The 22,242-nt window shown below is 40.5% G+C and carries 19 protein-coding genes and 3 pseudogenes; 17 read left to right on the top strand and 5 right to left on the bottom strand.

Annotated elements, in window-relative coordinates; translation table 11 throughout:
• Positions 1-20: 20 nt before the first annotated feature.
• The 8 genes and pseudogenes from AC1TO8_RS17470 to AC1TO8_RS17435 all read left to right on the top strand — a co-directional run bounded on the left by AC1TO8_RS17470 (position 21) and on the right by AC1TO8_RS17435 (position 9,216).
• Positions 21-2,570, top strand: a complete 2,550-nt coding sequence (locus tag AC1TO8_RS17470) for a hypothetical protein (protein WP_482056902.1) — start codon at positions 21-23, stop codon at positions 2,568-2,570.
• An 81-nt stretch (positions 2,571-2,651) separates the two neighbouring features.
• Positions 2,652-3,371 carry an ABC transporter ATP-binding protein gene (locus tag AC1TO8_RS17465; RefSeq protein ID WP_482056901.1) on the top strand — a complete coding sequence of 240 codons (720 nt, stop codon included), beginning with the start codon at positions 2,652-2,654 and terminating at the stop codon, positions 3,369-3,371.
• Positions 3,361-4,746: an ABC transporter permease gene (locus AC1TO8_RS17460; protein ID WP_482056900.1), complete on the top strand. Its 1,386-nt coding sequence runs from the start codon at positions 3,361-3,363 to the stop codon at positions 4,744-4,746. Before AC1TO8_RS17465 ends, AC1TO8_RS17460 begins: the two co-directional genes overlap by 11 nt.
• Positions 4,747-4,775: 29 nt before the next feature.
• Entirely contained in the window at positions 4,776-5,861 is a 1,086-nt protein-coding gene (locus AC1TO8_RS17455) for an efflux RND transporter periplasmic adaptor subunit (protein ID WP_482056899.1), read from the top strand.
• A 310-nt stretch (positions 5,862-6,171) separates the two neighbouring features.
• Entirely contained in the window at positions 6,172-6,666 is a 495-nt protein-coding gene (locus AC1TO8_RS17450; RefSeq protein ID WP_482056898.1) for a pyridoxamine 5'-phosphate oxidase family protein, read from the top strand.
• Between the two features lie 236 nt (positions 6,667-6,902).
• Positions 6,903-7,523, top strand: coding sequence for a TetR/AcrR family transcriptional regulator (locus tag AC1TO8_RS17445; RefSeq protein WP_482056897.1), 621 nt, complete (start codon positions 6,903-6,905; stop codon positions 7,521-7,523).
• Positions 7,524-7,527: 4 nt separating this feature from the next.
• Positions 7,528-7,875 (top strand): DUF4260 domain-containing protein, encoded by a 348-nt coding sequence (locus tag AC1TO8_RS17440; protein WP_482056896.1) that lies wholly within the window; start codon positions 7,528-7,530, stop codon positions 7,873-7,875.
• A 617-nt stretch (positions 7,876-8,492) separates the two neighbouring features.
• Positions 8,493-9,216: pseudogene (locus AC1TO8_RS17435) on the top strand (transposase).
• Between the two features lie 113 nt (positions 9,217-9,329).
• Here AC1TO8_RS17435 and AC1TO8_RS17430 read toward each other — a convergent pair.
• Genes AC1TO8_RS17430 through AC1TO8_RS17420 form a run of 3 tightly spaced genes read right to left on the bottom strand, consistent with a single transcriptional unit; the run spans position 9,330 to position 11,195 of the window.
• A complete protein-coding gene (locus AC1TO8_RS17430; RefSeq protein ID WP_482056895.1) occupies positions 9,330-9,695 on the bottom strand; it encodes a GntR family transcriptional regulator in 366 nt (121 codons plus the stop codon).
• Entirely contained in the window at positions 9,695-10,348 is a 654-nt protein-coding gene (locus tag AC1TO8_RS17425; protein WP_482056894.1) for an ABC-2 transporter permease, read from the bottom strand. Before AC1TO8_RS17425 ends, AC1TO8_RS17430 begins: the two co-directional genes overlap by 1 nt.
• Positions 10,341-11,195: an ABC transporter ATP-binding protein gene (locus AC1TO8_RS17420; RefSeq protein WP_482056893.1), complete on the bottom strand. Its 855-nt coding sequence runs from the start codon at positions 11,193-11,195 to the stop codon at positions 10,341-10,343. Before AC1TO8_RS17420 ends, AC1TO8_RS17425 begins: the two co-directional genes overlap by 8 nt.
• Before the next feature lie 95 nt (positions 11,196-11,290).
• Between AC1TO8_RS17420 and AC1TO8_RS17415 the strand changes: the two genes are divergently transcribed.
• From AC1TO8_RS17415 to AC1TO8_RS17385, 7 genes and pseudogenes are all read left to right on the top strand, one after another.
• Positions 11,291-11,467, top strand: coding sequence for a hypothetical protein (locus tag AC1TO8_RS17415; protein ID WP_482056892.1), 177 nt, complete (start codon positions 11,291-11,293; stop codon positions 11,465-11,467).
• A gap of 57 nt (positions 11,468-11,524) precedes the next feature.
• A pseudogene (locus AC1TO8_RS17410) lies at positions 11,525-11,902 on the top strand (ABC transporter permease); the annotation flags it as partial.
• Between the two features lie 29 nt (positions 11,903-11,931).
• Positions 11,932-12,939 carry an efflux RND transporter periplasmic adaptor subunit gene (locus AC1TO8_RS17405; protein WP_482056891.1) on the top strand — a complete coding sequence of 336 codons (1,008 nt, stop codon included), beginning with the start codon at positions 11,932-11,934 and terminating at the stop codon, positions 12,937-12,939.
• Positions 12,940-13,079: 140 nt separating this feature from the next.
• On the top strand, positions 13,080-13,763 hold the full coding sequence (locus AC1TO8_RS17400; protein ID WP_482056890.1) for a response regulator transcription factor: 684 nt from the start codon (positions 13,080-13,082) through the stop codon (positions 13,761-13,763).
• 1 nt (position 13,764) lies between these two features.
• Positions 13,765-14,769: a sensor histidine kinase gene (locus AC1TO8_RS17395; protein WP_482056889.1), complete on the top strand. Its 1,005-nt coding sequence runs from the start codon at positions 13,765-13,767 to the stop codon at positions 14,767-14,769.
• Between the two features lie 130 nt (positions 14,770-14,899).
• Positions 14,900-15,583 (top strand): ABC transporter ATP-binding protein, encoded by a 684-nt coding sequence (locus tag AC1TO8_RS17390; RefSeq protein WP_482056888.1) that lies wholly within the window; start codon positions 14,900-14,902, stop codon positions 15,581-15,583.
• Positions 15,580-18,183 (top strand): ABC transporter permease, encoded by a 2,604-nt coding sequence (locus AC1TO8_RS17385; RefSeq protein WP_482056887.1) that lies wholly within the window; start codon positions 15,580-15,582, stop codon positions 18,181-18,183. The genes AC1TO8_RS17390 and AC1TO8_RS17385 overlap by 4 nt, the downstream gene beginning before the upstream one ends.
• Before the next feature lie 73 nt (positions 18,184-18,256).
• Here the strand turns inward: AC1TO8_RS17385 and AC1TO8_RS17380 are convergent, their stop codons facing one another.
• The gene (locus AC1TO8_RS17380; RefSeq protein WP_482056886.1) at positions 18,257-18,739 is read right to left on the bottom strand and encodes a peptidase M56; all 483 of its coding nucleotides are present in this window, start codon (positions 18,737-18,739) and stop codon (positions 18,257-18,259) included.
• A 197-nt stretch (positions 18,740-18,936) separates the two neighbouring features.
• Between AC1TO8_RS17380 and AC1TO8_RS17375 the strand changes: the two genes are divergently transcribed.
• Positions 18,937-20,055: a DNA alkylation repair protein gene (locus AC1TO8_RS17375; RefSeq protein WP_482056885.1), complete on the top strand. Its 1,119-nt coding sequence runs from the start codon at positions 18,937-18,939 to the stop codon at positions 20,053-20,055.
• 129 nt (positions 20,056-20,184) lie between these two features.
• Here the strand turns inward: AC1TO8_RS17375 and AC1TO8_RS17370 are convergent.
• Positions 20,185-20,874: pseudogene (locus AC1TO8_RS17370) on the bottom strand (RNA-guided endonuclease TnpB family protein); the annotation flags it as partial.
• Between the two features lie 217 nt (positions 20,875-21,091).
• On the opposite strand from AC1TO8_RS17370, the gene AC1TO8_RS17365 reads away from it, so the two are divergent.
• Positions 21,092-22,108 carry a hypothetical protein gene (locus AC1TO8_RS17365; RefSeq protein WP_482056884.1) on the top strand — a complete coding sequence of 339 codons (1,017 nt, stop codon included), beginning with the start codon at positions 21,092-21,094 and terminating at the stop codon, positions 22,106-22,108.
• The last annotated feature ends 134 nt before the right edge of the window (positions 22,109-22,242 follow it).

Below are 22,242 nucleotides of genomic sequence, written 5' to 3'. Positions count from 1 at the left end.
ATTACTTTGGAGGTAAATCAATGAAAAAATACAGAAATACATATAGCGCTGTGCTAGTAGGCTCTCTTGTCATCTCACAGTTGTCCGGATACACAGCATCTGCTGCTTCTGTAGTCCCCGGCTATCCAAGTCCCGCGATTACGGCTGTGACAGCTAGTGCAATAAGCAATTTAGGTTCGATTAAATTAGGTTCTAATTTCCAAGCTACACTCGAGGATGTAAACATCTGGCCACAAGCGGGGGGGAACATTCTTACCTACACGCTTAACTATACTAATGGAAGTAATAGCAATGCGAATCTGCTCCATTATTTCTCAAGAGTAATTACACCCACTGGCTCCGTTATTCCGGGCAATCCAATTACCGGCGATGTGCTTAAGAAGAAAGTAGTTTCCAAAGGAAATCTACGTGTGACGTACTATGTCAATATTGGTGAGACGAATTCACTCAAAGGCTTGAAAATTCCCATGTATGTCTGGGACGCCAAAGTCAAAGGTTACTTGAGACAGGTGGGTACCTTTAAACTGCCGACTAATTATTCGCCATTGGTTGCTATCGGTAAAAGTCTGAATACGACAATGAATGATCTTCCTGTTACATCGTATACGGAGTCGTTACAAATCTATGAATATAGCGGAAAAGTATATGCTAAGGTTGGCGTTAGTCTGACCAATAAAGGCGATAAAATACTGGAAGATCCAGGATATATGGTCTATTTGGTGTCAGCAGGGGGGACTTCGTTTGAAATGGCACTAGATAGCGCTCAAGCGAGTTACAAGATTCAACCCCAAGAGAAAAAGGTAGTCTACTATATAACAGAGATCCCTGCCTATCTAAATACGAATAATATGAAGCTACAGTTTGCTCAAAAGGATGAGACATTGAAGCTTGCTCTTCCCAAGTCCTCTTATAACCTGCCAATGGCAACGACTCCTGATTTGATCGTTGAGAAGGATGTTGTCAAAAAAATCATGATCAACAACAATATGATCGAAACGCAATTGAACAATGCGACGGTATATGAAGAAAATAAGAAGGGCATGTGGTCTTTCCAACTGCACTTAAGAAATACAGGCAACAAAGCAGTGAAAATGCCATCTTATGATCTTGCTGTCAAATCACCAAAAGGAAAGGCCTTTCCAGTCAATTCCAAAGATTTAAACGGATTGATTATCAATCCATTGGAAGACAAGATCATCCAGTTCACGGCACAGGTTCCACTTGAGGTCGAGCAGAATACGCTGCAACTGCAAATGGTTGAGACGGTTAGTGCTGCAGATTCACTAAGTCCCACAACAGACAATGCGGGAGTCACAGCTAAACTAGCGTTACCTGTTGCTTATTATAATATTCCTTATATCCTTCGTACCAATACTCTCACAGGATTTGAGTACCACGCCACAAATTCATATGGCTCGTTCGCATATAATCTCCTGTCTCTTCAGCGCTTCCCTTGGATGGAAGATGATATTGTTGTAGCTAAATTACGCATTATTAACACCCAGTCAGTGACACTTTCCCTGCCTGAATTGAAGGGCGCATTAAAGGTCGATTATGACGACTTGAAGTCTTCGACGGAGCTGTTTATGGATAAGCAATCTGTCGTACTGGCACCGGGTAAATCAGTAGATATTAATGTCCTTGCCAAAATCCCTTACACAACGGATTTCAATAATATGCAAGTCAGTCTCTATTCTGTAACAGATGAGCAGACCGTTCCGTTTCTTACACTCAGTACGAATAGCACCATGGATGCTATAAACACCATTGATCGTGGAGGAAACTTTAGAATTGCTGATCAAGGTAAGAACGCAACCATTCAGGAGAAAAAGACCGTCGTGTATCAAGGTAGTAGCTCAAACATCGTATCTACAGAATTACTCATAAGTAATGAGGAGAAAAGACAAAGCAAGATGGTACGTCTTCAAGCATATTACAAAACGGCAGATGGTCAGTTTTACGAAGCTACTTCCAATCAACCTGAAGCTGCAGTTAGTCCTGGTGGCAAACAGCTAATTACGTTCTGGTCGAAGCTTCCTAAGTCGGTGAACACCTCTGATCTTTCACTTTATATGGGTTCTGGTATTACAGATAACAAGTTAAGTGAACCAGGTCAAGAAGCAACTGGTTTTATCAACATAGCTTCTCTAGCACTGAATTCATATACACCATCGACCAATTTGGCGGAGGTTACTCTCTATCCGTATACCTTATCTATTCAAAGTTCCAATGGTAGGATCCAAGAAGGTAGTGACAGTATAAGCATTGATGTGAACTATAATCTGTTCAGAGATGGCAGCTATGATACGGGAACGTTTAACCACAAACTTATGCTCAAAATGACGGACCCTTACGGCCAGTCGCAGGAGAAGGCTCTAGCCCTTGGCACAGATCTAACAGAAGGACATAATAATACGTTTACGTTATCCTTCAGTAACGATCGGTATAAAACACTGTACGGTGGTACTTACAGATTAACGTTATATGATGAATTTCAAGGTGAACGGATCGAATTAGCTAGCCAAGATTACTCGTTAACGTATGAGAAACTCCCTGAATTGGAGAATTAGTATTGTATTAATAAATAGTAAAAGGGGTTATTCAAAAGATGATTTTTTGAACATCCCCTACAAGAAGGAGCAGTACTTATTATGTTGCGAGTCGATAATATAACACACTCATTTAAGAATGGTAATGAATGGACGCCAGTGCTTCATAACATTAACTTTGAAGTGAAACAGGGAGAGATGGTGGCTCTGCTAGGTAGCTCAGGCTCCGGTAAATCCACGCTATTGAATCTAATGGCCGGCTTGATGAAACCGACAGAAGGCGAAATTCACATTGCCGATCATAATATCGTTAAGATGAATGAGAACAAGCTTTCTATATTCCGAAGAAAGCATATAGGTTTTATCTTTCAAGCTTATGAGTTAATCACTAGTCTGACTGTGCGAGAGAATGTGGAATTGCCATTGGTGTTCCATTCTGTTTCTCCATCCATACGCAAGCAGAAATCTCTCGCGTTATTAGAGAAGGTCGGCATTCCAGACAAAGCTGATTTGTTTCCTTCGCAGTTATCGGGTGGACAGCAACAGCGTGTTAGTATCGCACGATCCTTGATTACCGAGCCGTCCGTCATCTTCGCTGATGAACCAACTGGTAATCTTGATTCGAAGACAGAAGAAGAAATTATTAGCATATTACTTCAACTGAATAAGACAATGGACACTACTTTTATTGTTGTAACACATGAAACGGATGTAGCAGAACAAATGCAGCGGATTTTTACACTTCGTGACGGTTATTTGGTAACAGAAAAGGGAACTTCTGCTGAAATGGTAACCCAAGGGGTGACAAACATTGAGAATTAGTGATATTTCACGCTTGGCTTGGGATCAGGTCAGACGCCGGAAAGTTGTCACAGGTCTGTGCATGGCTGGTATATCCATTGGCTGTGCGGCAATCATTGTTGCCTTAAGCCTTGGGGAATCTGCGCAGAGTTATGCAGAGAAAACAATGAACCAATATTTTAAAATGGACGAAATCACAGTGATGCCTAATAGCGGAATCCCTTCTCAAGGTGGTGGTAACGGTGGCGGCGGATCTGAGGTAAATAGTAGTCTAGATCCTGGGAGATTAACCCGTCAAAAGTTGGATATTATCCAAGGATTGAACCACGTGACTGCTGCTGCTCCTTTTCAAGAAATAGGGCATATCCCAATGTACACCATTGATAACAGAGTAGCGGATGTTCAGGTTATAGCAACGGATCTACGCCTGCTGACGGAATTTGATAAAACCTTTATGCAAGGGGGAGGCTCTGATTTGGCGGGAACGGCAGTTCTCAGTTATGGTGCCACACTGGGCTTGATCGATGCTGAGACACGACAAAAAATATTCGATGGATTCAATAACGATCCATATAATCATCAACTAAGGGAGCAGTATGATAGCTTAAATGTCTTACCATCAGAAATGTATCAGCAACAGATTCAACTGCAAGTTCAGGACTATTCCTCGATGAATGGGCAGACCTATAGCAGCAGTCCTCTACGTGTTAGCGGTATTCTTAACAAGGCTGCAGGAATCGAGGATTGGATGATCGCCTACGACAAAGTTATCTATGTGTCACTTGAAACCGCTGAGCGGCTAGTCGATGAGTTGAATCTCCACAATGGTACTGCTGGACAAGCAGGAATCTATAACTCTGTTATTGTGAAGGTAGATAACAAAGATAACATCGTGCAGTTGGAGCAACTTATACAGAAGCTGACGTTAAATACGAATACGAATTTATATCAAGAAGAGATGTTAGCGCAACAGTTCGACATGGTCAAAAAAGTAGCCTTGGGTGTAGGGGTATTTATTCTAATCATAGCTTCAATTTCCATTATCGTTGCGATGACCATGTCTACACATCAGCGACGCCGTCAGATCGGTATTATGAAGGTTCTAGGAGCCAACATGGGGCAAATCCGCAATATGTTTATTACTGAGGCTGCTTTGCTCGGATTAATGGGTGGTATTTTGGGTGTACTGATATCCTACTTGATTGTATTTGGGATTAATCAACTTGTTGGCACACAAGCAGGCACAGATCCAAGTGAAGGCGATATTATATTTATTCCGATTATGACGCTCCCGGTGGGCATAGCTTTTGCCTTAATGACAGGGGTGCTATCGGGAATTTATCCAGCAATTAGTGCATCCAGAACCGATGCGTTGACGGCAATTAAGCGAGATTAGTAATTTCAAGTTGAGAGGAAGCCGAATGAATGAAGAGGATCATAAAGTGGATCATAATAGTATTGATCGTTTTTGGAATTGGGGTTACTGTGTTTTTCACCATGAATAAATCAAATGAACAAATGGAACCGATGGATATTCCGCAAGCTATCCCTTTTGAAGTGACTCAAGAAACGATAACCAGTTCTGTGCAGGTAAAAGGGAAGTCAAAGTATGAGCAGGAGACACTCGTATACGCCCCGTTCGCTTCCAAGGTAACGGAATGGAAAGTTGAAAATGGTGGTGAAGTAAAAAAAGGTGATGTGCTGTATATACTGGATCAATCAACACTAAAGAATGAAATTGCATTGCAAGAAGCAACAAATCGTAAGGCAAAGTTGGAGACGGAACTGAATGAATTCGTAAGCCAACAGAATGATGAGGAAACAGCTCTTGGAGCGACAGAGGCGGAACGCTTAAAGGCACTTGCAGCCCAAGAGACAGGACGGTTAAATGATGAGTTGAATAAACTGAACGCGGATATCCAGAAGCAGGAGCTTGCAGAGAAGAAAGATAAGCTAAAAACAGCGGTCTATAAATCCCCAGCAACCGGTATTTTCTTATATGACAGCACGAGTGAGCGTCCGCATTCCGTTACAGATAACCAATACATTGGTAAAATTGTTGATTTGAATAAGCTTGAATTCATTGCTCTAGTGGGCGAACAGGATATTTTTCGTATTAAAGAAGGTATGAAGGTTGTCGTGAAAATGACTGCGTTGAAAGAATTAGAACTGTCTGGAGAGGTGACTAAGGTATCTAAATTTGCTGTCACCGCTGCAGGCGAGAATAATACGAATGCAGTGCCCCAATTTGAAGTAGTCATCACCCTTCAACCTAACGAGCATCTTATTGGTGGCCTCAGTCTGAATGGTGAGATTGAGACCGTCCGCAAGGAGAAGGCCACCGTAGTATCCAATATTGCTGTTATACGTGAGGGTGACATAGCTTACGTTATGCTGGATATGGGCAATGGTCAATATGAGCGCAGAGATATTGAGATTGGACTGGAAACTTCAGACAAAACAGAGATACTCTCAGGGCTTAACGTTGGGGATACGATTGTGTTACAGTAAGTAATCAAACTTACCAAATAAGAAGAATCTGCATTTATTGCGGGTTCTTCTTTGTTCATTAAGTACATTATAGAGTTATGGAAGGTGCAGGAGGAATGAAGGGATAGGGAGAACCATGCCGAAATTTCAATTATTGAGAAGATAAGTCGTAGGTTTAGATATTATGAAGAATGATCAAACTGAAAACATAGATGTGTATCTTAAACTCTTATCAGCATCACTCTATACCTGCTATCAGCTTACTTTCTTAGATTTGCGCCGTATATGTCTAATACAAATAAAGAAGGAAAAACCAAATGAGGTGATACACATGTCGAATCATTCATTGTCAAACCAAGAGGCGATTGAGGCAGTCAGGGATCTGATTAAAGGGATCAGCACAGCTATGCTCACGACGGTAACGGAGCAAGGATTGGTGTCACGTCCAATGAAGACTCAAGAAGTTGAATTCGATGATGATCTGTGGTTCCTGACGAAAAAAGATACTAACAAATATCAGGAACTCCTCCGAAATCGAAATGTGAATGTAGCTTATGTAGATAAGTCTTACGTGTCGATACGAGGAGAAGCAGAGTTAGTGCAGAGTCCGGCCCAAATAAAAGAATTCTGGAACATTGCTTACGAGAAGCTGCTAGAGACTACTCCAGACGATCCTAATCTGGTTTTGATAAAAGTAAGAGCGGAGTCGGCCGAATATTGGGAAACGGGAAGTAAAACGAAAATGGTGAAGCAGCTATTCTCAAAAATCACAGGAAAAGGATCAGATGGATCAAATTTGAACCAAACCGTTGACTTGAATGGTTAACAGATAATCTATAGCGTATTTCAAGGCACTCATTAGGGGGTGCCTTTTGTTGTGCAAGTATCAGAATCTTGTAATCCATGTAATAAGCTTGCTGCAAAGTAGAGTTCAATCTTCTTCATAAACTACATACCCTAGAAGTATTCCACTTTAAACTATTGACTGTTCGAACAAATAGTCTTACGATGGATATATATTAACTGACTGTACAATCAAACAGTATTGGAGTGAGCGAGCTAATGACAAAAACACAACCGCCCAACCAGGACGAACGAAGAAGCGCCATCATGCAAGCGGCATTCACGTTATTCGGACAGGTGGGCTACACGAAAGCGACCATGAAAGACATTGCGGCCAAGGCGGGCGTCGCTCAAGGGCTGATCGGATACCATTTCACCACAAAAGAAACGCTGCTGGTCGAAGTGGTTAGGGAGTGGATGATCAACAAAGGAATGAAGGCGGCCTTCGCGAAGCTAGATCTTCAGGTATCTCCTGCGGAGATTCTACAGCAAGGGTTGCTCCATGTCGTTGAATTTCGAAAAGAAAACCCAGAGTGGTTCACGTTATTGATCAGCCTTTGGACGGAGAGTGTGAATAACGAAAAGCTAGCCAAAGAGTTGCTGGAACTGTACAAGGAAATGAAGTCGGGCATTATGGAGATCATCGATCGCATGGAGCTGCAGATGGACCGGAGTGAAAAGGAGACTTTAGCGTCACTGATCCAGGCCGTTATCGACGGATTGACGCTTCAAGCTCCTGTACCGCTGTCTCCAGAGCCGATCTCCCTCGAGCAGGTATCGCGGGGAATCGGTTGGATGCTTGACGGAGTTAGATCTGCAGCCCAGGAAAAAGGAGAATAAAACCATGAATAAGAAATTAATTAGAATCGAAGGATTGGTCGTATTAGCACTAGGCACATATTTGTACTTTTCCAATGGGTACAACTGGGTAATCTTCCTGCTACTGCTGATGGTGCCCGACGTGTTCATGATCGGATATGCGGTCAACAAAAAGACGGGTGCGTATCTGTATAATTTTGCCCATACGTTCGTCACACCTTTTCTGTTGTTACTGGCGGGACTGGTGTTCTCTGTCAACTTCCTCATTATGATCGGCTTCATCTGGATCGTTCATATAGGAATGGACCGAATGATGGGCTATGGATTAAAATACGAAACAGATTTTAAAGACACGCATATCCAAAGGTTATAAACTCGCACATCGAATGCCCCGCGTGTCGAAATATGCCAATCCCCAACCAGCCAGTAAACATAGCATATATTCCAAAATTTATAAGTATCTAAAGTCGCACCCTAATTCAGGAGGAAGGCATGGGAGAGGTCTATTTTCCTATTGCGTTGTTATACTATCAAAATTAAGGTGGGGTACGTATCCGTAACATCCTTCATTGTTCAAAACAGTACGCGGTCTAGGATATAAGTATGGTGATTAATTGCTGCGCAATCGAGAGACTTAGATTCTATTGTTTGATGTGTTTTATCTTATAAAGATTAAATAATGATCATCAGGTAGAAATTCAATGAAAGAAATAGGGGCTGTCCCATAAGTCATGAAAATGGATAGGGTCCCTTTTTTTGTATGAGGAAAGTTAGTTATCTGAGAGGACGCTTTCGCGAACGGACCATTTCTCCAATCGCTGTGGTCTCCAAATTTCTGGATTGAAACCTCTCAACGGTTGAAATTCGGAGACAGTGTATGCTTTCGAAGTAGCTTTCCTTTGGAAAGCTTTTAGGCGACCGTTATCGCTTTTACGAAATCGTTCCGTCCTCTGCGCTAATTCAAGCATATTTTTGCAACTTTTCTTACCAATGGATTTAGAAGAAGAAATTCCACAAAATCACCTCGTTCGTCTTGTCAATGCTGCCGTAAATCGGCTGGACGATGCCATCTTTGACGCAGCTTATCCCGGTGGTGGACGTGACAGCTATCACCCTAAAATGCTTAGCAAAGTCATCATTTACGCCTACACCCAGCGAATCTATTCCTCCCGTCAAATTGCAAAATCTATCCGAGAAAACATTCCGTTCATGTGGCTGTTTGCCACGATTGAAGCCGCAGAACACCAAGAAGAGCACCAATATCAAGGTAAAGATCTCGCTGAACTTGGTGAGTCCTCCGAAATTAACAGCGAAAAACTCAAACCAGGTAACAATGTACATATTGGGACCGAACCAAGTGGATATGAAATTCAAAAACGTCATTACCGAAGCGAAAACTGCGAAGGCTGTCCACTAAAGGATCGTTGTACGAAGGCAACAGGAAATCGGGAAGTGGTTATCAGTTTGGAACGACTGAGGTGCCAGAATCAGGCTCGGGAAATTCTGCGAAGCGAGGAAGGTTACGCCTTGGCTGTACGCCGATGACGGAGCCAGAAAGTGTATTTGGACAATTGAAAAACCACCGGGATTCCGGAGGTTTCTGCTTCGCGGCAAGGAAAAAGTGACGCTTGAGGTCGGTTGGCTTTCACTTGCCCATAATCTACTGAAGCAAGCCGCAAATGACGAAAAACGCAGAGCAGCGATCCTCCAATAACCGGAGAATCGCTGCTCTATTGATTTTTACTGTTTTGAGAATGAATAGCGTCTGTCTCCGCTAGTAGAAAATCTACTTTTGGGACAGCCCTTATAAAAGATTGGAAAACACTATCAATAAACTTCCTTCATAAGCTCAAACACTTCTTCTATGGTGAGCCCAAAGGATTTGTAATAGGAAATGTCGACCGTCATCTGTTTCAGAATCATTTCATTACGCTTCTGGAGCATCTCATCGGATGAAAGCTCGGTGACAAAACAGCCTTTACCAGTCACCGTATAAATCAAACCGCATCGTTCGAGCTCTTCCCATGCTTTTTTCACGGTAATGATACTGACACGAAGCTCGACGGCTGCTTGACGGATGGGCGGCAAACTATAGCCGCTTTCCAACTCATCCTTGAGAATCTGGGCGCTGATTTGTTCGAATATTTGTTGATAGATCGGTTTCTCAGATGTGTTCGAAATATCAATGTTCATTAAATTTCCACTTTAACAAATCGTTTATTGGAAATATGATAAGCGAAAATCGTAAGTATTGCAAAAATGCCAATGCCAACGAGCAGGATAGAGAGCTGAATGGCCAAATTGTCAGCACCGTTTCCTTTGAATAGATCATACATTGTCGGGTTTTGTATGCCCAGCCATTCAGCGGCCCCGGCGAACAGTGTGGCAGCAATCATGGATACAATCGAAGCAGCGCCGTATTTATACGCAGTCTTGTAATACATAGGAAAAAAGATGATATTGAAGATCCCCAGCATGATCAGACACAGGCCCCAAAAACCAATGGATGGAGCAAAGAAAAAGTAATCAGCATCCGTATAGATGCGGACACTAATCAGCCCATAGATAACAGCGGTAACAACATGCAATAATTCCAGAATGACGATAAAAGCTACCTTCGCTTTGACTACATCCTTTTTAGTTACAGGCAGCATGCTTGAGAACATAAGATCATTCTGACTTTTATAGCCTCCGAATATATTCGGTATCGTAATAAAGCAAAAGTAAAGAATAACAATAAAATAAAGCCATCCCGGAATTAGCATTAAAGCACCTAGCAAAAACGGCAGTACGTAAAAGAAAGGACTTACACCTAATTTTAGTTCTTTCAGCAGCAGGTTATACATATACCTCATCCTTTCTCGAGTAGTTAATCATAATTCCCTCAAGATTAGGGACGGTGGAACTAATACCTGAGGACGGATCATAATCTTTGGTATGAATCAAACCTGTGAAGCCGAAAGAATTGATTTTGTAGGAAATCAAGCGGTCTTTGATTAACTCTAGCTGTTCTGTTTTACCATGCAACAGACGATACGCATCCACAAAATCTTCTTTCATGGCGCTATTGATAATCTGGCCGTTATGGAGATAGGTAATATAATCGGCGCATTTCTCCAGGTCAGATGTGATGTGGGTGGAGAACAGGATGCTAATTTCTCCGTCTTGTACAAGCTCTTGAAAAATACCCAGCAGATTGTCTCTGGCAGCCGGATCAAGTCCGCTTGTCGGCTCATCCAATATAAGAAGTTTGGCACCATGCGACATAGCAAGGGCCAGGTTGTATTTGACCTTCATTCCGGTTGATAATTCGGCTATTTTTTTATTTTCATTCAGATTGAATTTTTTCAGATATTTATGATAGGTTTCATCGTTCCAATTCCGGTAAAATGTTTTGATTATTTTCGTTAACGTTTTGATTTTACTGCGGGTGTAAAAGTCGATGTCTCCAAAGGCGTAGCCTATTTCTTGTTTCAATTCGACTTCGTGCTCCTTAATGTTCCTCCCCAGAATATGTATCTCCCCGCTGTCCAAACTGATTAAATTCAGAAGCGATTTGATGGTCGTTGTTTTCCCTGCGCCATTGATTCCGATAAAGCCCATAATATAACCTTTTTCTAGTTGAAAAGAGACGTCTTGTAACGAAAAGTGTTCATACTTTTTTGTTATATTTTTAACATCTAACACGTACATTTTCTTCACCCCTTTATTATTGTGCATGTTGTGCATGCACAATATATCACCAGGGGGCGTGCGATGTCAATAACTGATTTTTGCTTTATAGATGTATGCCAAGCATTCTTTTATTTACTGAGCAATCTGAATTCATGCAATATGGGGATAGAATGGAGGCTAATGTAATGGCAAGAATGGATGTTCTAATCGGTAAAAGTACTTTAGTTTTTGTCATATCTGCTGTTTCTCGGGCAATTGCTAAGTATTTATTGGATTATGAACGTTTGTAGCAGCAAGTTCCAGACGAAAACAATGATTGATCCATCGTTTACGATACTGGTGGGGCGCTAATCATAGCTTCAATTTCCATTATCGTTGCGATGACCATGTCTACACATCAGCGAAGACGTCAGATCGGCATTATGAAGGTTCTAGGAGCCAACATGGGGCAAATCCGCAATATGTTTATTACTGAGGCTGCTTTGCTCGGATTAATGGGTGGTATTTTGGGTGTACTGATATCCTACTTGATTGTATTTGGGATTAATCAACTTGTTGGCACACAAGCAGGCACAGATCCAAGTGAAGGCGATATTATATTTATTCCGATTATGACGCTCCCGGTGGGCATAGCTTTTGCCTTAATGACAGGGGTATTATCGGGAATTTATCCGGCAATTAGTGCATCCAGAACCGATGCGTTGACGGCAATTAAGCGAGATTAGTAATTTCAAGTTGAGAGGAAGCCGAATGAATGAAGAGGATCATAAAGTGGATCATAATAGTATTGATCGTTTTAGGAATTGGGGTTACTGTATTTTTCACCATGAATAAATCAAATGAACAAATGGAACCGATGGATATTCCGCAAGCTATCCCTTTTGAAGTGACTCAAGAAACGATAACCAGTTCTGTGCAGGTAAAAGGGAAGTCAAAGTATGAGCAGGAGACACTCGTATATGCCCCGTTCGCTTCCAAGGTAACGGAATGGAAAGTTGAAAATGGAGATCAGGTAAAGAAAGGTGATGTGCTGTATATACTAGATCAATCAACACTAAAGAATGAAATTGCATTGCAAGAAACAACAAATCGTAAGGCAAAGTTGGAGGCGGAACTGAATGAATTCGTAAGCCAACAAAATGATGAGTTGAATAAACTGAACGCGGATATCCAGAAGCAGGAGCTTGCAGAGAAGAAAGATAAGCTAAAAACAGCGGTCTATAAATCCCCAGCAACCGGTATTTTCTTATATGACAGCACGAGTGAGCGTCCGCATTCCGTTACAGATAACCAATACATTGGTAAAATTGTTGATTTGAATAAGCTTGAATTCATTGCTCTAGTGGGCGAACAGGATATTTTTCGTATTAAAGAAGGTATGAAGGTTGTCGTGAAAATGACTACGTTGAAAGAATTAGAACTGTCTGGAGAGGTGACTAAGGTATCTAAATTTGCTGTCACCGCTGCAGGCGAGAATAATACGAATGCAGTGCCCCAATTTGAAGTAGTCATCACCCTTCAACCTAACGAGCATCTTATTGGTGGCCTTAGTCTGAATGGTGAGATTGAGACCGTCCGCAAGGAGAAGGCCACCGTTGTATCTAATATTGCAATTATCCGTGAGGGTGACATAGCTTACGTTATGCTGGACATGGGCAATGGTCAATATGAACGAAGAGATATAGAGATTGGACTGGAAACTTCAGACAAAACAGAGATACTCTCAGGGCTTAACGTTGGGGATACGATTGTGTTACAGTAAGTAATCAAACTTACCAAATAAGAAGAATCTGCATTTATTGAGGCTTCTTCTTTGTTCATTAAGTACACATGACATTTTATGATACAATCAATATTCATCATTAGTTTCCTCAAAGTAAAATAAAGTTAGGATGATTATCAATGAAAATTTTGCTTGTGGAAGACGATAAAACGATCGCCTCTGGGCTTGAATATTCGCTGCAACAAGATCAATTCTCCACAGTTCTTTGCTTTGATGTTACATCTGCCAAAAAGGTGTTAGCAGAACAGTTAGATCAATTCGATTTATGTTTATTTGATTTATCACTGCCTGATGGTAGTGGATACGAATTATGTAAGATAGTGAAAGAGAAAAGTGATATTCCAGTCATATTCCTAACCGCGATTGATGATGAGGTCAATGTTGTGATGGGGCTAGACATGGGAGCAGATGATTATATTACAAAGCCATTTCGTATTCGTGAACTCCTCTCGCGGATCAAGTCGGTCTTGCGGAGATACCATAAGCAGACACAGACTAAATCGATTATTGAAATAGACAATGTCAGAATTAATACGCTTGAAGGAATGGTCTATAAGAATGGGATTGAGATTCCATTGACTGCATTGGAGTATCGTTTATTGCTGATCTTTGCGAATCATATTGGACAAGTTCTCTCAAGAAGTCAGCTACTAGAAAGGATTTGGGATGTGGCAGGAGACTTCGTGAATGACAATACGTTAACAGTTTACATAAAAAGATTACGGGAAAAGTTGGAGGATCATCCGCAAGCTCCAACGATTATCAAAACAGTACGTGGTTTAGGTTATAAGGTAGGTGATTAACATGTTACGTAATCGAGAGATCCAAATGATTATACTTACGATGTGCTGCATCAGTTTTGTTGCGATAGTGGTTGCAGCGTCGATGATCTCATTACATGCCGCAATACTAACTTTTATCACATCAGCATCGTTAATTGGCTGCAACTTAGTATTTACCAGATGGAGCTATCGTGAAATAGAAAAGCTCTCTGGCTACTTGCGCCAAATTAGTGGTGGGGATTATTCACTTGATGTTCGTGATAATCAAGAAGGAGAGCTTAGTATTCTCAAGAATAACATTTATAAAGTGACGCTAATGCTATCTGAACAGAGCTCACTTTTACAACAAGATAAAGTACGACTTACCAATGCTATTTCTGATATATCTCATCAGCTCAAAACCCCACTTACCTCCATGACCGTGATGGCAGATTTATTAAGCGATGCAGAATTACCTACTGAGAAAAGAAAAGAATTCACTCACAATATTATTATTCAACTCGAACGAATCGGATGGCTTGTTTCTTCGTTATTAAAGTTTTCAAAGATTGACGCTGGAACGGTACATTTTAAACAAGAGTCTATTTCGGTGGAAAAGCTTATTCAAAAAGCATTAGAACCTGTGCTCATTCCGATGGACATTAAGGAACAAAGACTCTCAATAAAGGGCGAATCTACGGTCACATTTCTCGGCGATCTGAATTGGACAACGGAAGCCGTTATGAATATTTTTAAAAATGCTGTAGAGCACACCCCAGTGGATGGGAAGCTCTCCATTTCTTTTTCAGAAAATGCACTGTTTACGGAAATTATGATTGCGGATAATGGTAAGGGGATCCCCAAAGGAGATATACCTTATATTTTTCAACGTTTTTATAAAGGAAAGAATGCCAGCGAAGATAGTATCGGGATTGGGCTTGCTCTATCTCATAGCATTATTACAAGTCAAAACGGAGATATTGATGTGAAGAGCGATGCAGAGAAAGGTACACAGTTCCGGATTAAGTTTTACAAACAAGTTACTTAAGACGGATTCTCAAACGAAGCACGATAGAGTTCGATAATCCGTCTAAGTGACTGGATAGTCATTTAACAGTCACTTGATAGTCATCTTAGCTAGTTATACTGATCCCATTAGCATAAATGGAGGTCTTACAATGGATATATTAAAAATTGAACATCTTTCTAAAACGTATGGGAAAGGTGAAACGGCGGTAAAGGCTCTTGATGATGTTTCTTTTTCAGTGAAAAAGGGGGAGTTCGTCGCTATTATCGGTCCGTCTGGATCTGGAAAATCAACGATTCTGCACATGCTGGGTGGTGTCGATAGACCTACAAGTGGAAATGTGTTGGTTGATAACACAGACATTTATAACCTGAATGAAACACAATTAGCGATCTTTAGACGGAGACAAATAGGCTTGATCTATCAGTTTTATAATCTTATTCCTGTCCTAACCGTTGAAGAGAATATTACACTACCTTTATTGCTTGATGGGCATAAGGTAGATAAGAAGCAATTTGCTGATATCGTGAAGACTTTAAATTTGGACAATCGCCTAAACCATCTGCCCAATCAGCTTTCTGGCGGACAACAGCAACGGGTATCGATTGGTCGGGCGTTGATTAGCAATCCTGCGATTATGCTGGCAGATGAGCCAACCGGAAATCTAGACAGTAAGAATGGTAATGAAATCATTGATTTATTGAAAATGTTTAATAAAACCTTTAATCAAACGTTGATCATCATCACACATGATGAACGGATTGCACTGCAAGCGGATCGAGTCATTACTATTGAAGATGGAAGGATTGCCAAGGACGAGGTGATTCGTCCATGAACATTGTTAATAAATTAACAATTCGACATTTAAAACAAAATAAACGACGAACATTAGTTACCATTATAGGCGTCATTATTTCAGTGGCCATGGTGACGGCTGTTGCAACTCTTGCTGTATCTTTTATGGGATTATTGCAAAAGCAAAGTATCGCAAGTGAAGGAGAATGGCATGTCCTTTACAAAAACGTGAACCCAACTCAGCTTGAAGCGATTAAAACGGATGAAGCAACAGAAACACTAGTCATTTCAAGAGATCGTGGTTATGCGTATTTGGAAGGTAGTCAAAATGAAAACAAGCCGTATTTATTTATCAAGGAGTATAATATAAAAGGTTTCAACCAGTTTCCAATTGAATTGAGTGCTGGGCGGCTACCGCTAGCAGCCAATGAAGTGGTTATTTCGGAGGCCGTTGCTACGAATGCCAAAGTAGAATATAAGATTGGAGATCACTTAGCACTTGAAGTTGGCGAACGATTTGCGACAGAAGGTGAGGGTAATGATCAAGCCCTAACACAATCCGCCCAATTAGAACGTGAAAACGATGTGATCCACGAAACATTAACTAACATAACAACGGTGAACTACACGGTTGTAGGCTTCATCAAACGACCGACGTGGGAACCTACCTGGGCGCCCGGGTACACGATCCTCAGTTATGTGGATGAAAGCATGATTGGTACAGACGACACCGTTAATGCGACAGTTGTATTGAAAAAGGTCAAAAGCTCCTTATACACTCACGCAAAGGATTTAGCCAAGAAACACAATATTGATTCTTTTGATTTCAATAATAGTTTATTACGTTATTATGGTATGACGAATAACGATGGTCTGAGCAGAACACTTTTCTCATTGTCAGCGATCATTATGACGATCATTATCATTGGTTCTGTTTCATTAATATATAATGCGTTCGCTATTTCTGTTTCAGAACGATCCCGTCATTTAGGTATGCTTTCGAGCGTAGGAGCTACGAATCGACAGAAGAAAAACTCGGTTTTTTTTGAGGGAGCAATTATTGGATTGATCAGTATCCCCATTGGAATCATTTGCGGTATTGTAGGAATCGGTATTACCTTTTTGTTCATTAATTCAATGATCCAAGATGTATTAGGGATGACAGAAAGTTTAACGGTATCCGTCACACCATTATCAATATTGGTTGCCTGTGGCGTTTCCATGCTGACGATTTTCATTTCAACGTATTTACCAGCAAGAAGAGCTTCTAAGATCAGTGCTATTGATGCGATTCGTCAAACAACCGATGTTAAGCTAACAGGGAAAGTAGTGAAAACGTCCAAGTTCGTTCGCAAACTATTCGGTGTCGAAGCAGAATTGGGTCTGAAAAATTTAAAAAGAAATAGGCGTAGATATCAAGCGACAGTGTTCTCGCTCGTGATTAGTATTGTGTTGTTCTTAGCAGTATCCTATTTCACCGACAACTTGAAGAAATCACTTGAGCTCTCTCAGGCGGGCGTGAATTATGATATTCAAGTATTCATGGGAAATGAGGAGACTAGTAAAGATGATCAATTGATAAACTCGATCGTATCCCTAAACAACGTTACAGAATATAGCGTGTCAAAAGTTGTAGGACTCTCCGCTTGGATTGAAGAAACCGCGATCGCAGATCCATTGCAAGAGACTCTGAAGAATGATACTAGTATACTTGTGAATGGGAAGTATCCTTACTTAATTAAGCTAGATGCATTAGATGAACAGAGCCTAAGAGCTTATGCGAAAGCCATTCGAACAGATTATGAACAACTGATAAATCCGGAGAAATTAGCGGCTATTGTAGTAGATACGATTCCTTATGAGGATGCTCAAGCAGGTAAATATGTGGAAACAAAGACTATTCATGCGAAGATTGGCCAAAGCATTAATCTGCACATTTCGAACTGGGAAACAAATGAAGAGACGTCATTAAAAAGTGTGGAAATAGGGGCATTGACGGATCAATTACCTATGGGAACTAATCCGGCGGGAATCGGAGGCTTGAATATCATTACCTCCGAACAAGTGATAGATGAATTGACAGCTAATATCGAGAATATCGATGTTCAAACTAGGCTTTATCTGAAAAGCTCCGATCCAATAGCAACACAACAGGACATCGAGGAAATGAAGGAAAATAATATTTACGTTCATAATCTTTATAAAAATAGACAACAAGAAGAACAAATGATCTTGTTAATGTCCGTATTCACGTATGGCTTTATCGTGTTAATTACATCGATCTCAATTGCTAATATTTTTAATACGATCTCGACGAGCATATCCCTTCGTAAACGTGAATTTGCGATGCTGAAATCTGTGGGGATGACACCTAAAGGCTTTAACAAAATGATGAATTATGAAAGTGTATTTTATGGAATAAAGTCGTTACTCTATGGACTTCCGATCAGTATAGCGGTTATGTATTTGATCCACAGAGCATTGATGAATAGCTTTAGCTATCGGTTCACACTTCCATGGACGAGTATCGTGTATGTCATTATTGCGGTATTTGTCATCGTGGGTTCATCCATGCTATATTCCAGCTCAAAAGTTAAAAGAGAAAATATTATTGATGCACTAAAGCAGGAGAGTATATAACGCTTGGTTTATTGATTACCGAAAAGTACTACTTAGCGAAGCGAATCACTTATGGGTTCGCTTCAATACTTCATTAGTATATTTCTAAAATTATCCACACTATTTTCTTATAGGTTTGATCTGCTTTAGAATATACAAAAACAGCTTTGGTTCGATTGACTTTATCGTAATATATTCTAGAGGTAAGACCTTGGGCCGAGTCGTAATTTTTGACAACATAACTCTTTCCAAGTTTGTTCTCAACATCGTGTAAATCGCTAATACCACGATCGAAACTTTGTATACCTTTATCGGACAAAGTCTGTAATCTGACAATATTACCACTATCGTCGGATACGATATAAAAATGTTCGAAATATTGATAGTGTGAATTATTAGAACTCCTACCTTCGAAACTGTTATTCTTGGTATACTTGGTCATATCAATAGTATTGATATTATACAACAGTTCAATATCCTCAACCTTCAACCCAGACAATTCCGTAGAATCTAACATCTTGATTTGCAATTGACTTTTCAATACAAATCCAATAATCACAAACATTACGATAGCCAATATAAAAGTAGAATACTTGAGGGCTTTTCCAGAAGATTTTTCACGATAGAAACCTCCAAACGGTAGGTATTAATTAAGTTATCCTTTCTGTTATTTTAACACTGGCTAGATCTAATGGGAATATATTGATGTAAGATGATGATCTGGAAAAATACTCGCATTGTCGCGCTGTAACTATCATCGAGAGGAGATAACGAATGGCTGAACCTTTAAAAGATATGTATCACGAAGCATTCCTGCGTCAATTTGGCGAAAAGGTGTATGGCGTGTATGAGGCATTTGACACAGAAGCATTTATTTCCGCTACCTTAAATAATAGCTGGGATGAGCTTAAGTTAAAGGAACGTATTCGGAGGATTACTGAGACACTTGGAAAGAATCTACCGATTCAGTATGATGAGGCATTGAATATACTATTTGCAATAGACGAGACATGCGTCGGATTCCCATATCTGTTCTTCCCGGATTTCGTGGAAGTGTATGGGCAGGCCGAGGAACACTGGGAGTTGTCCATGATTGCTTTGGAACGATTCACTTCAAAGTCATCAGCAGAATTTGCTGTAAGGTCGTTTCTGTTGCGCTCACCGGAACGAATGATGAGTCAAATGGTAGTGTGGGCGGAACATCCAGATGAGCATGTCCGGCGCCTTGCAAGCGAAGGGTGTCGTCCTCGTCTACCGTGGGGGCAAGCACTTTCCATTTACAAGACTGACCCAACTCCACTACTGCCAGTTCTTGAGTTACTAAAGGAGGATTCTTCGCGTTATGTTCTTAAGAGCGTTGCTAACAACCTGAATGACATCGCCAAAGACCACCCTTCGGTTGTACTTGATACGGGTCGTCGCTGGATCGGCAATCATCCGCATACGGACTGGATCATTCGACATGCTTGCCGAACCTTAATTCGTAAGGCAAATCCGGAGGCACTAGCATTGTTCGGTTATGCGAAAGCCAATGAAGGTGAATCTCTTGTCACCTTTGCTTCCTTATTAGTAGATCACTCTGTACTATCCATTGGTGAGAATTGTGAGCTTCGCTACGAACTTCATATCCGGGAAGGCAATCCGGTGCGAATTCGTATAGAATACGGAATTGACTTCGTGAAGGCGAGAGGGCAGACCTCCCGTAAGCTATTTCTACTTGCAGATAAAATAGTGCCTGGTGGTGCGCGCCTGAATGGTACCAGAACGCATCGCTGGGCAGATCTAACAACCCGCCGTCATTATCCAGGAGAACACCGTATCACGCTGACAGTAAATGGAGTTGAAGCCGCACATACGGTAATTCAGCTTCAGGATAATAGGGAAGGGGTGTAGCGTTTTCGGTCAGAAATCACTTCATCTTCATAAGAACTATGTATTGGCTTTCAGCGTATATTGAACTACTCACCACTTAACCGACCTTACGGTCTGTTTGAAGTGGGAGATTCCTAAGAACACCAACCTAACGAATTCCTTTTCAAACATGTAGAAAAACTTAGGGTTACAATGGATCGTTTCATCCGAGAAAATAGCAAGATCTTGTAAGCCTAGATCGATTCCAATGATCGATTTTGTTTTAGGTAATTTCATGACTTCGATTTCAGTCGTTAAAGAAACAAAGTATTTACCAGATGGATTACATCTGATAGTGGCACTCAATATGCGACCTTCGACTTCACGACTTTTGGCAAAGCGAACACATCCAAGTTTAGGCAACTTCATGCGATTTTCTATGACAGCTATATTTCCATTCGTATACTTGGTTGTATAAGATTGAACAGGATTCTTTTTTGATTTGAAACGTGGTTGTTTGTTTTGCTTTTTGTAATAGCGTTGGAATGAATCGCTTAAGTTTTCGACCGATTTTTGAAGGGAAATACTATCTACTTCTTTAAGAAAAGAATAGTATTTTTTTAATTCACGCACAGCTTTGACAGACTCATATTTATTGAAAAAGGTACCCTTCCAGTTGTTGGATGGTAGTTGACCATTCTGTCTCATTTCTTCAACGATGTACCAATAGGCATCTTTTTCTTTCTGTTTGGTAAGGAAAAAGTTGAAGACGAACCTTGAACAACCGATGGTCTTATGTATGAGTTCTGCTTGTTTTCTGTTTGGATAGATACGAAATTTGTATGCTTTATGTACTAACATGAGTCATACCTCCATCATATCAGGAACGTTCGTTCTATTATATCATACAAAGGAAGTATTTGGATATCGCCAACCGAAATTCATCTCCCACCTACTCATTGAACTTCGCCCTTCACATTCATTGAGGTGGAAGTCTTCTTTCGGAAAATGATAACTGAGTGGATTGTATATTTATTATTAGGTTTCTATATTAAATAAGTTGTAATGGAGGTAGGGCATGCAAATACAAATCAAGTACAAACGAGTACTTTGGATTACTACCACACTGATTTTGTCTTCAATTATTATATTCTGTGCACTTGTATTCGTTAACGATAGACCTGGTGGTTTAGCAGATCGCCGCATGTCTCATGCGATGGAGCTGAACAGTACAATTCACATTCCACTCGGTAAGACACCAGAAGATGCTATTCAAAATTTTAGAGGCATTCCATCGATGCAATTCATTCACAGAGAACCTGTAGAAGGGGGCATGCTTTTATTTGTGAAACGATTTAATCAAGAAGATTCAAGTAATCTTCAGGTAGAGTATGCACGAAAAACATGGATCGGTTGGAAATGGGTTTGGGGTGGTGGTTTCTCAGTCGGTAATGCTATCCAAACTCAGTCTGCATTAAATTATATGAGTATGCCTAAAATGGATAATATCACGACTCCCTTTCCCATGGTTTTTGGAGATGTTCTAGACCCATTGATTAAGAGCGTAACCGTTGATACTAAGGGAAATGGCGAATATATCGCTAAATTGATTGAAGTGGACCCAGGAAAAATGATATGGTTCGTGTTTCTGCCATCGTCAACTTCAGTTCCTTTTGATATCGAGGGTTTTAGTGAAGAAGGGAATCTTATAGCTTCGAAGACATTAACCGATCCGAGAGACAGTGGATCGATAGATTTTAGAATTGATGACACTGGAGAGAATCTCGGAACCGTTGGAGCAATTAACTATATAGATAACTTTAATATACTTAAACAAATGCCCAATCATAGTAGCGTAACTAATGATGAGTATTTGAATATACCATTGGGTAGATCTAGATTAATAACATTAGATTCCGATAATGGTTCTGCAGCTTCAGGTATTACAGGAACACATGATACTTATTATGCATCAATACCTTTGGAAGGAAGGGTCATATATATTTTAAATTTCACAAAAAATGATAAGAGACCTGAGTCTAAAAATCAATTTATTGCAATGTTAAAATCGTTGAGTTTAGTTAATAATAACTAGTTTAATATTCGTCTATTTTTGCTGTGCCAAAAATGAGCAAACTTCGAAATGCGCAAGTTGTATATGAAGAAAACAATAGAAGCAATGATAATCAACAGCGAGATGAAACTCACCTGTAAAGCATAGGGATAGTT

This window comes from Paenibacillus sp. Y859, assembly GCF_056786405.1.
Note: the sequence above shows the minus strand (reverse complement) of the source record. Positions and strands in the feature narration are given on the sequence as shown.

What these genes read in the sequence shown, in the direction of transcription:
- AC1TO8_RS17470 (WP_482056902.1), top strand. Translation starts at nt 21, where the DNA reads ATGAAAAAATACAGAAATACATATAGCGCTGTGCTAGTAGGCTCTCTT.
- AC1TO8_RS17465 (WP_482056901.1), top strand. Translation starts at nt 2,652, where the DNA reads ATGTTGCGAGTCGATAATATAACACACTCATTTAAGAATGGTAATGAA.
- AC1TO8_RS17455 (WP_482056899.1), top strand. Translation starts at nt 4,776, where the DNA reads ATGAAGAGGATCATAAAGTGGATCATAATAGTATTGATCGTTTTTGGA.
- AC1TO8_RS17450 (WP_482056898.1), top strand. Translation starts at nt 6,172, where the DNA reads ATGTCGAATCATTCATTGTCAAACCAAGAGGCGATTGAGGCAGTCAGG.
- AC1TO8_RS17445 (WP_482056897.1), top strand. Translation starts at nt 6,903, where the DNA reads ATGACAAAAACACAACCGCCCAACCAGGACGAACGAAGAAGCGCCATC.
- AC1TO8_RS17440 (WP_482056896.1), top strand. Translation starts at nt 7,528, where the DNA reads ATGAATAAGAAATTAATTAGAATCGAAGGATTGGTCGTATTAGCACTA.
- AC1TO8_RS17430 (WP_482056895.1), bottom strand. Translation starts at nt 9,695, where the DNA reads ATGAACATTGATATTTCGAACACATCTGAGAAACCGATCTATCAACAA.
- AC1TO8_RS17425 (WP_482056894.1), bottom strand. Translation starts at nt 10,348, where the DNA reads ATGTATAACCTGCTGCTGAAAGAACTAAAATTAGGTGTAAGTCCTTTC.
- AC1TO8_RS17420 (WP_482056893.1), bottom strand. Translation starts at nt 11,195, where the DNA reads ATGTACGTGTTAGATGTTAAAAATATAACAAAAAAGTATGAACACTTT.
- AC1TO8_RS17415 (WP_482056892.1), top strand. Translation starts at nt 11,291, where the DNA reads ATGCCAAGCATTCTTTTATTTACTGAGCAATCTGAATTCATGCAATAT.
- AC1TO8_RS17405 (WP_482056891.1), top strand. Translation starts at nt 11,932, where the DNA reads ATGAAGAGGATCATAAAGTGGATCATAATAGTATTGATCGTTTTAGGA.
- AC1TO8_RS17400 (WP_482056890.1), top strand. Translation starts at nt 13,080, where the DNA reads ATGAAAATTTTGCTTGTGGAAGACGATAAAACGATCGCCTCTGGGCTT.
- AC1TO8_RS17395 (WP_482056889.1), top strand. Translation starts at nt 13,765, where the DNA reads ATGTTACGTAATCGAGAGATCCAAATGATTATACTTACGATGTGCTGC.
- AC1TO8_RS17390 (WP_482056888.1), top strand. Translation starts at nt 14,900, where the DNA reads ATGGATATATTAAAAATTGAACATCTTTCTAAAACGTATGGGAAAGGT.
- AC1TO8_RS17385 (WP_482056887.1), top strand. Translation starts at nt 15,580, where the DNA reads ATGAACATTGTTAATAAATTAACAATTCGACATTTAAAACAAAATAAA.
- AC1TO8_RS17375 (WP_482056885.1), top strand. Translation starts at nt 18,937, where the DNA reads ATGGCTGAACCTTTAAAAGATATGTATCACGAAGCATTCCTGCGTCAA.
- AC1TO8_RS17365 (WP_482056884.1), top strand. Translation starts at nt 21,092, where the DNA reads ATGCAAATACAAATCAAGTACAAACGAGTACTTTGGATTACTACCACA.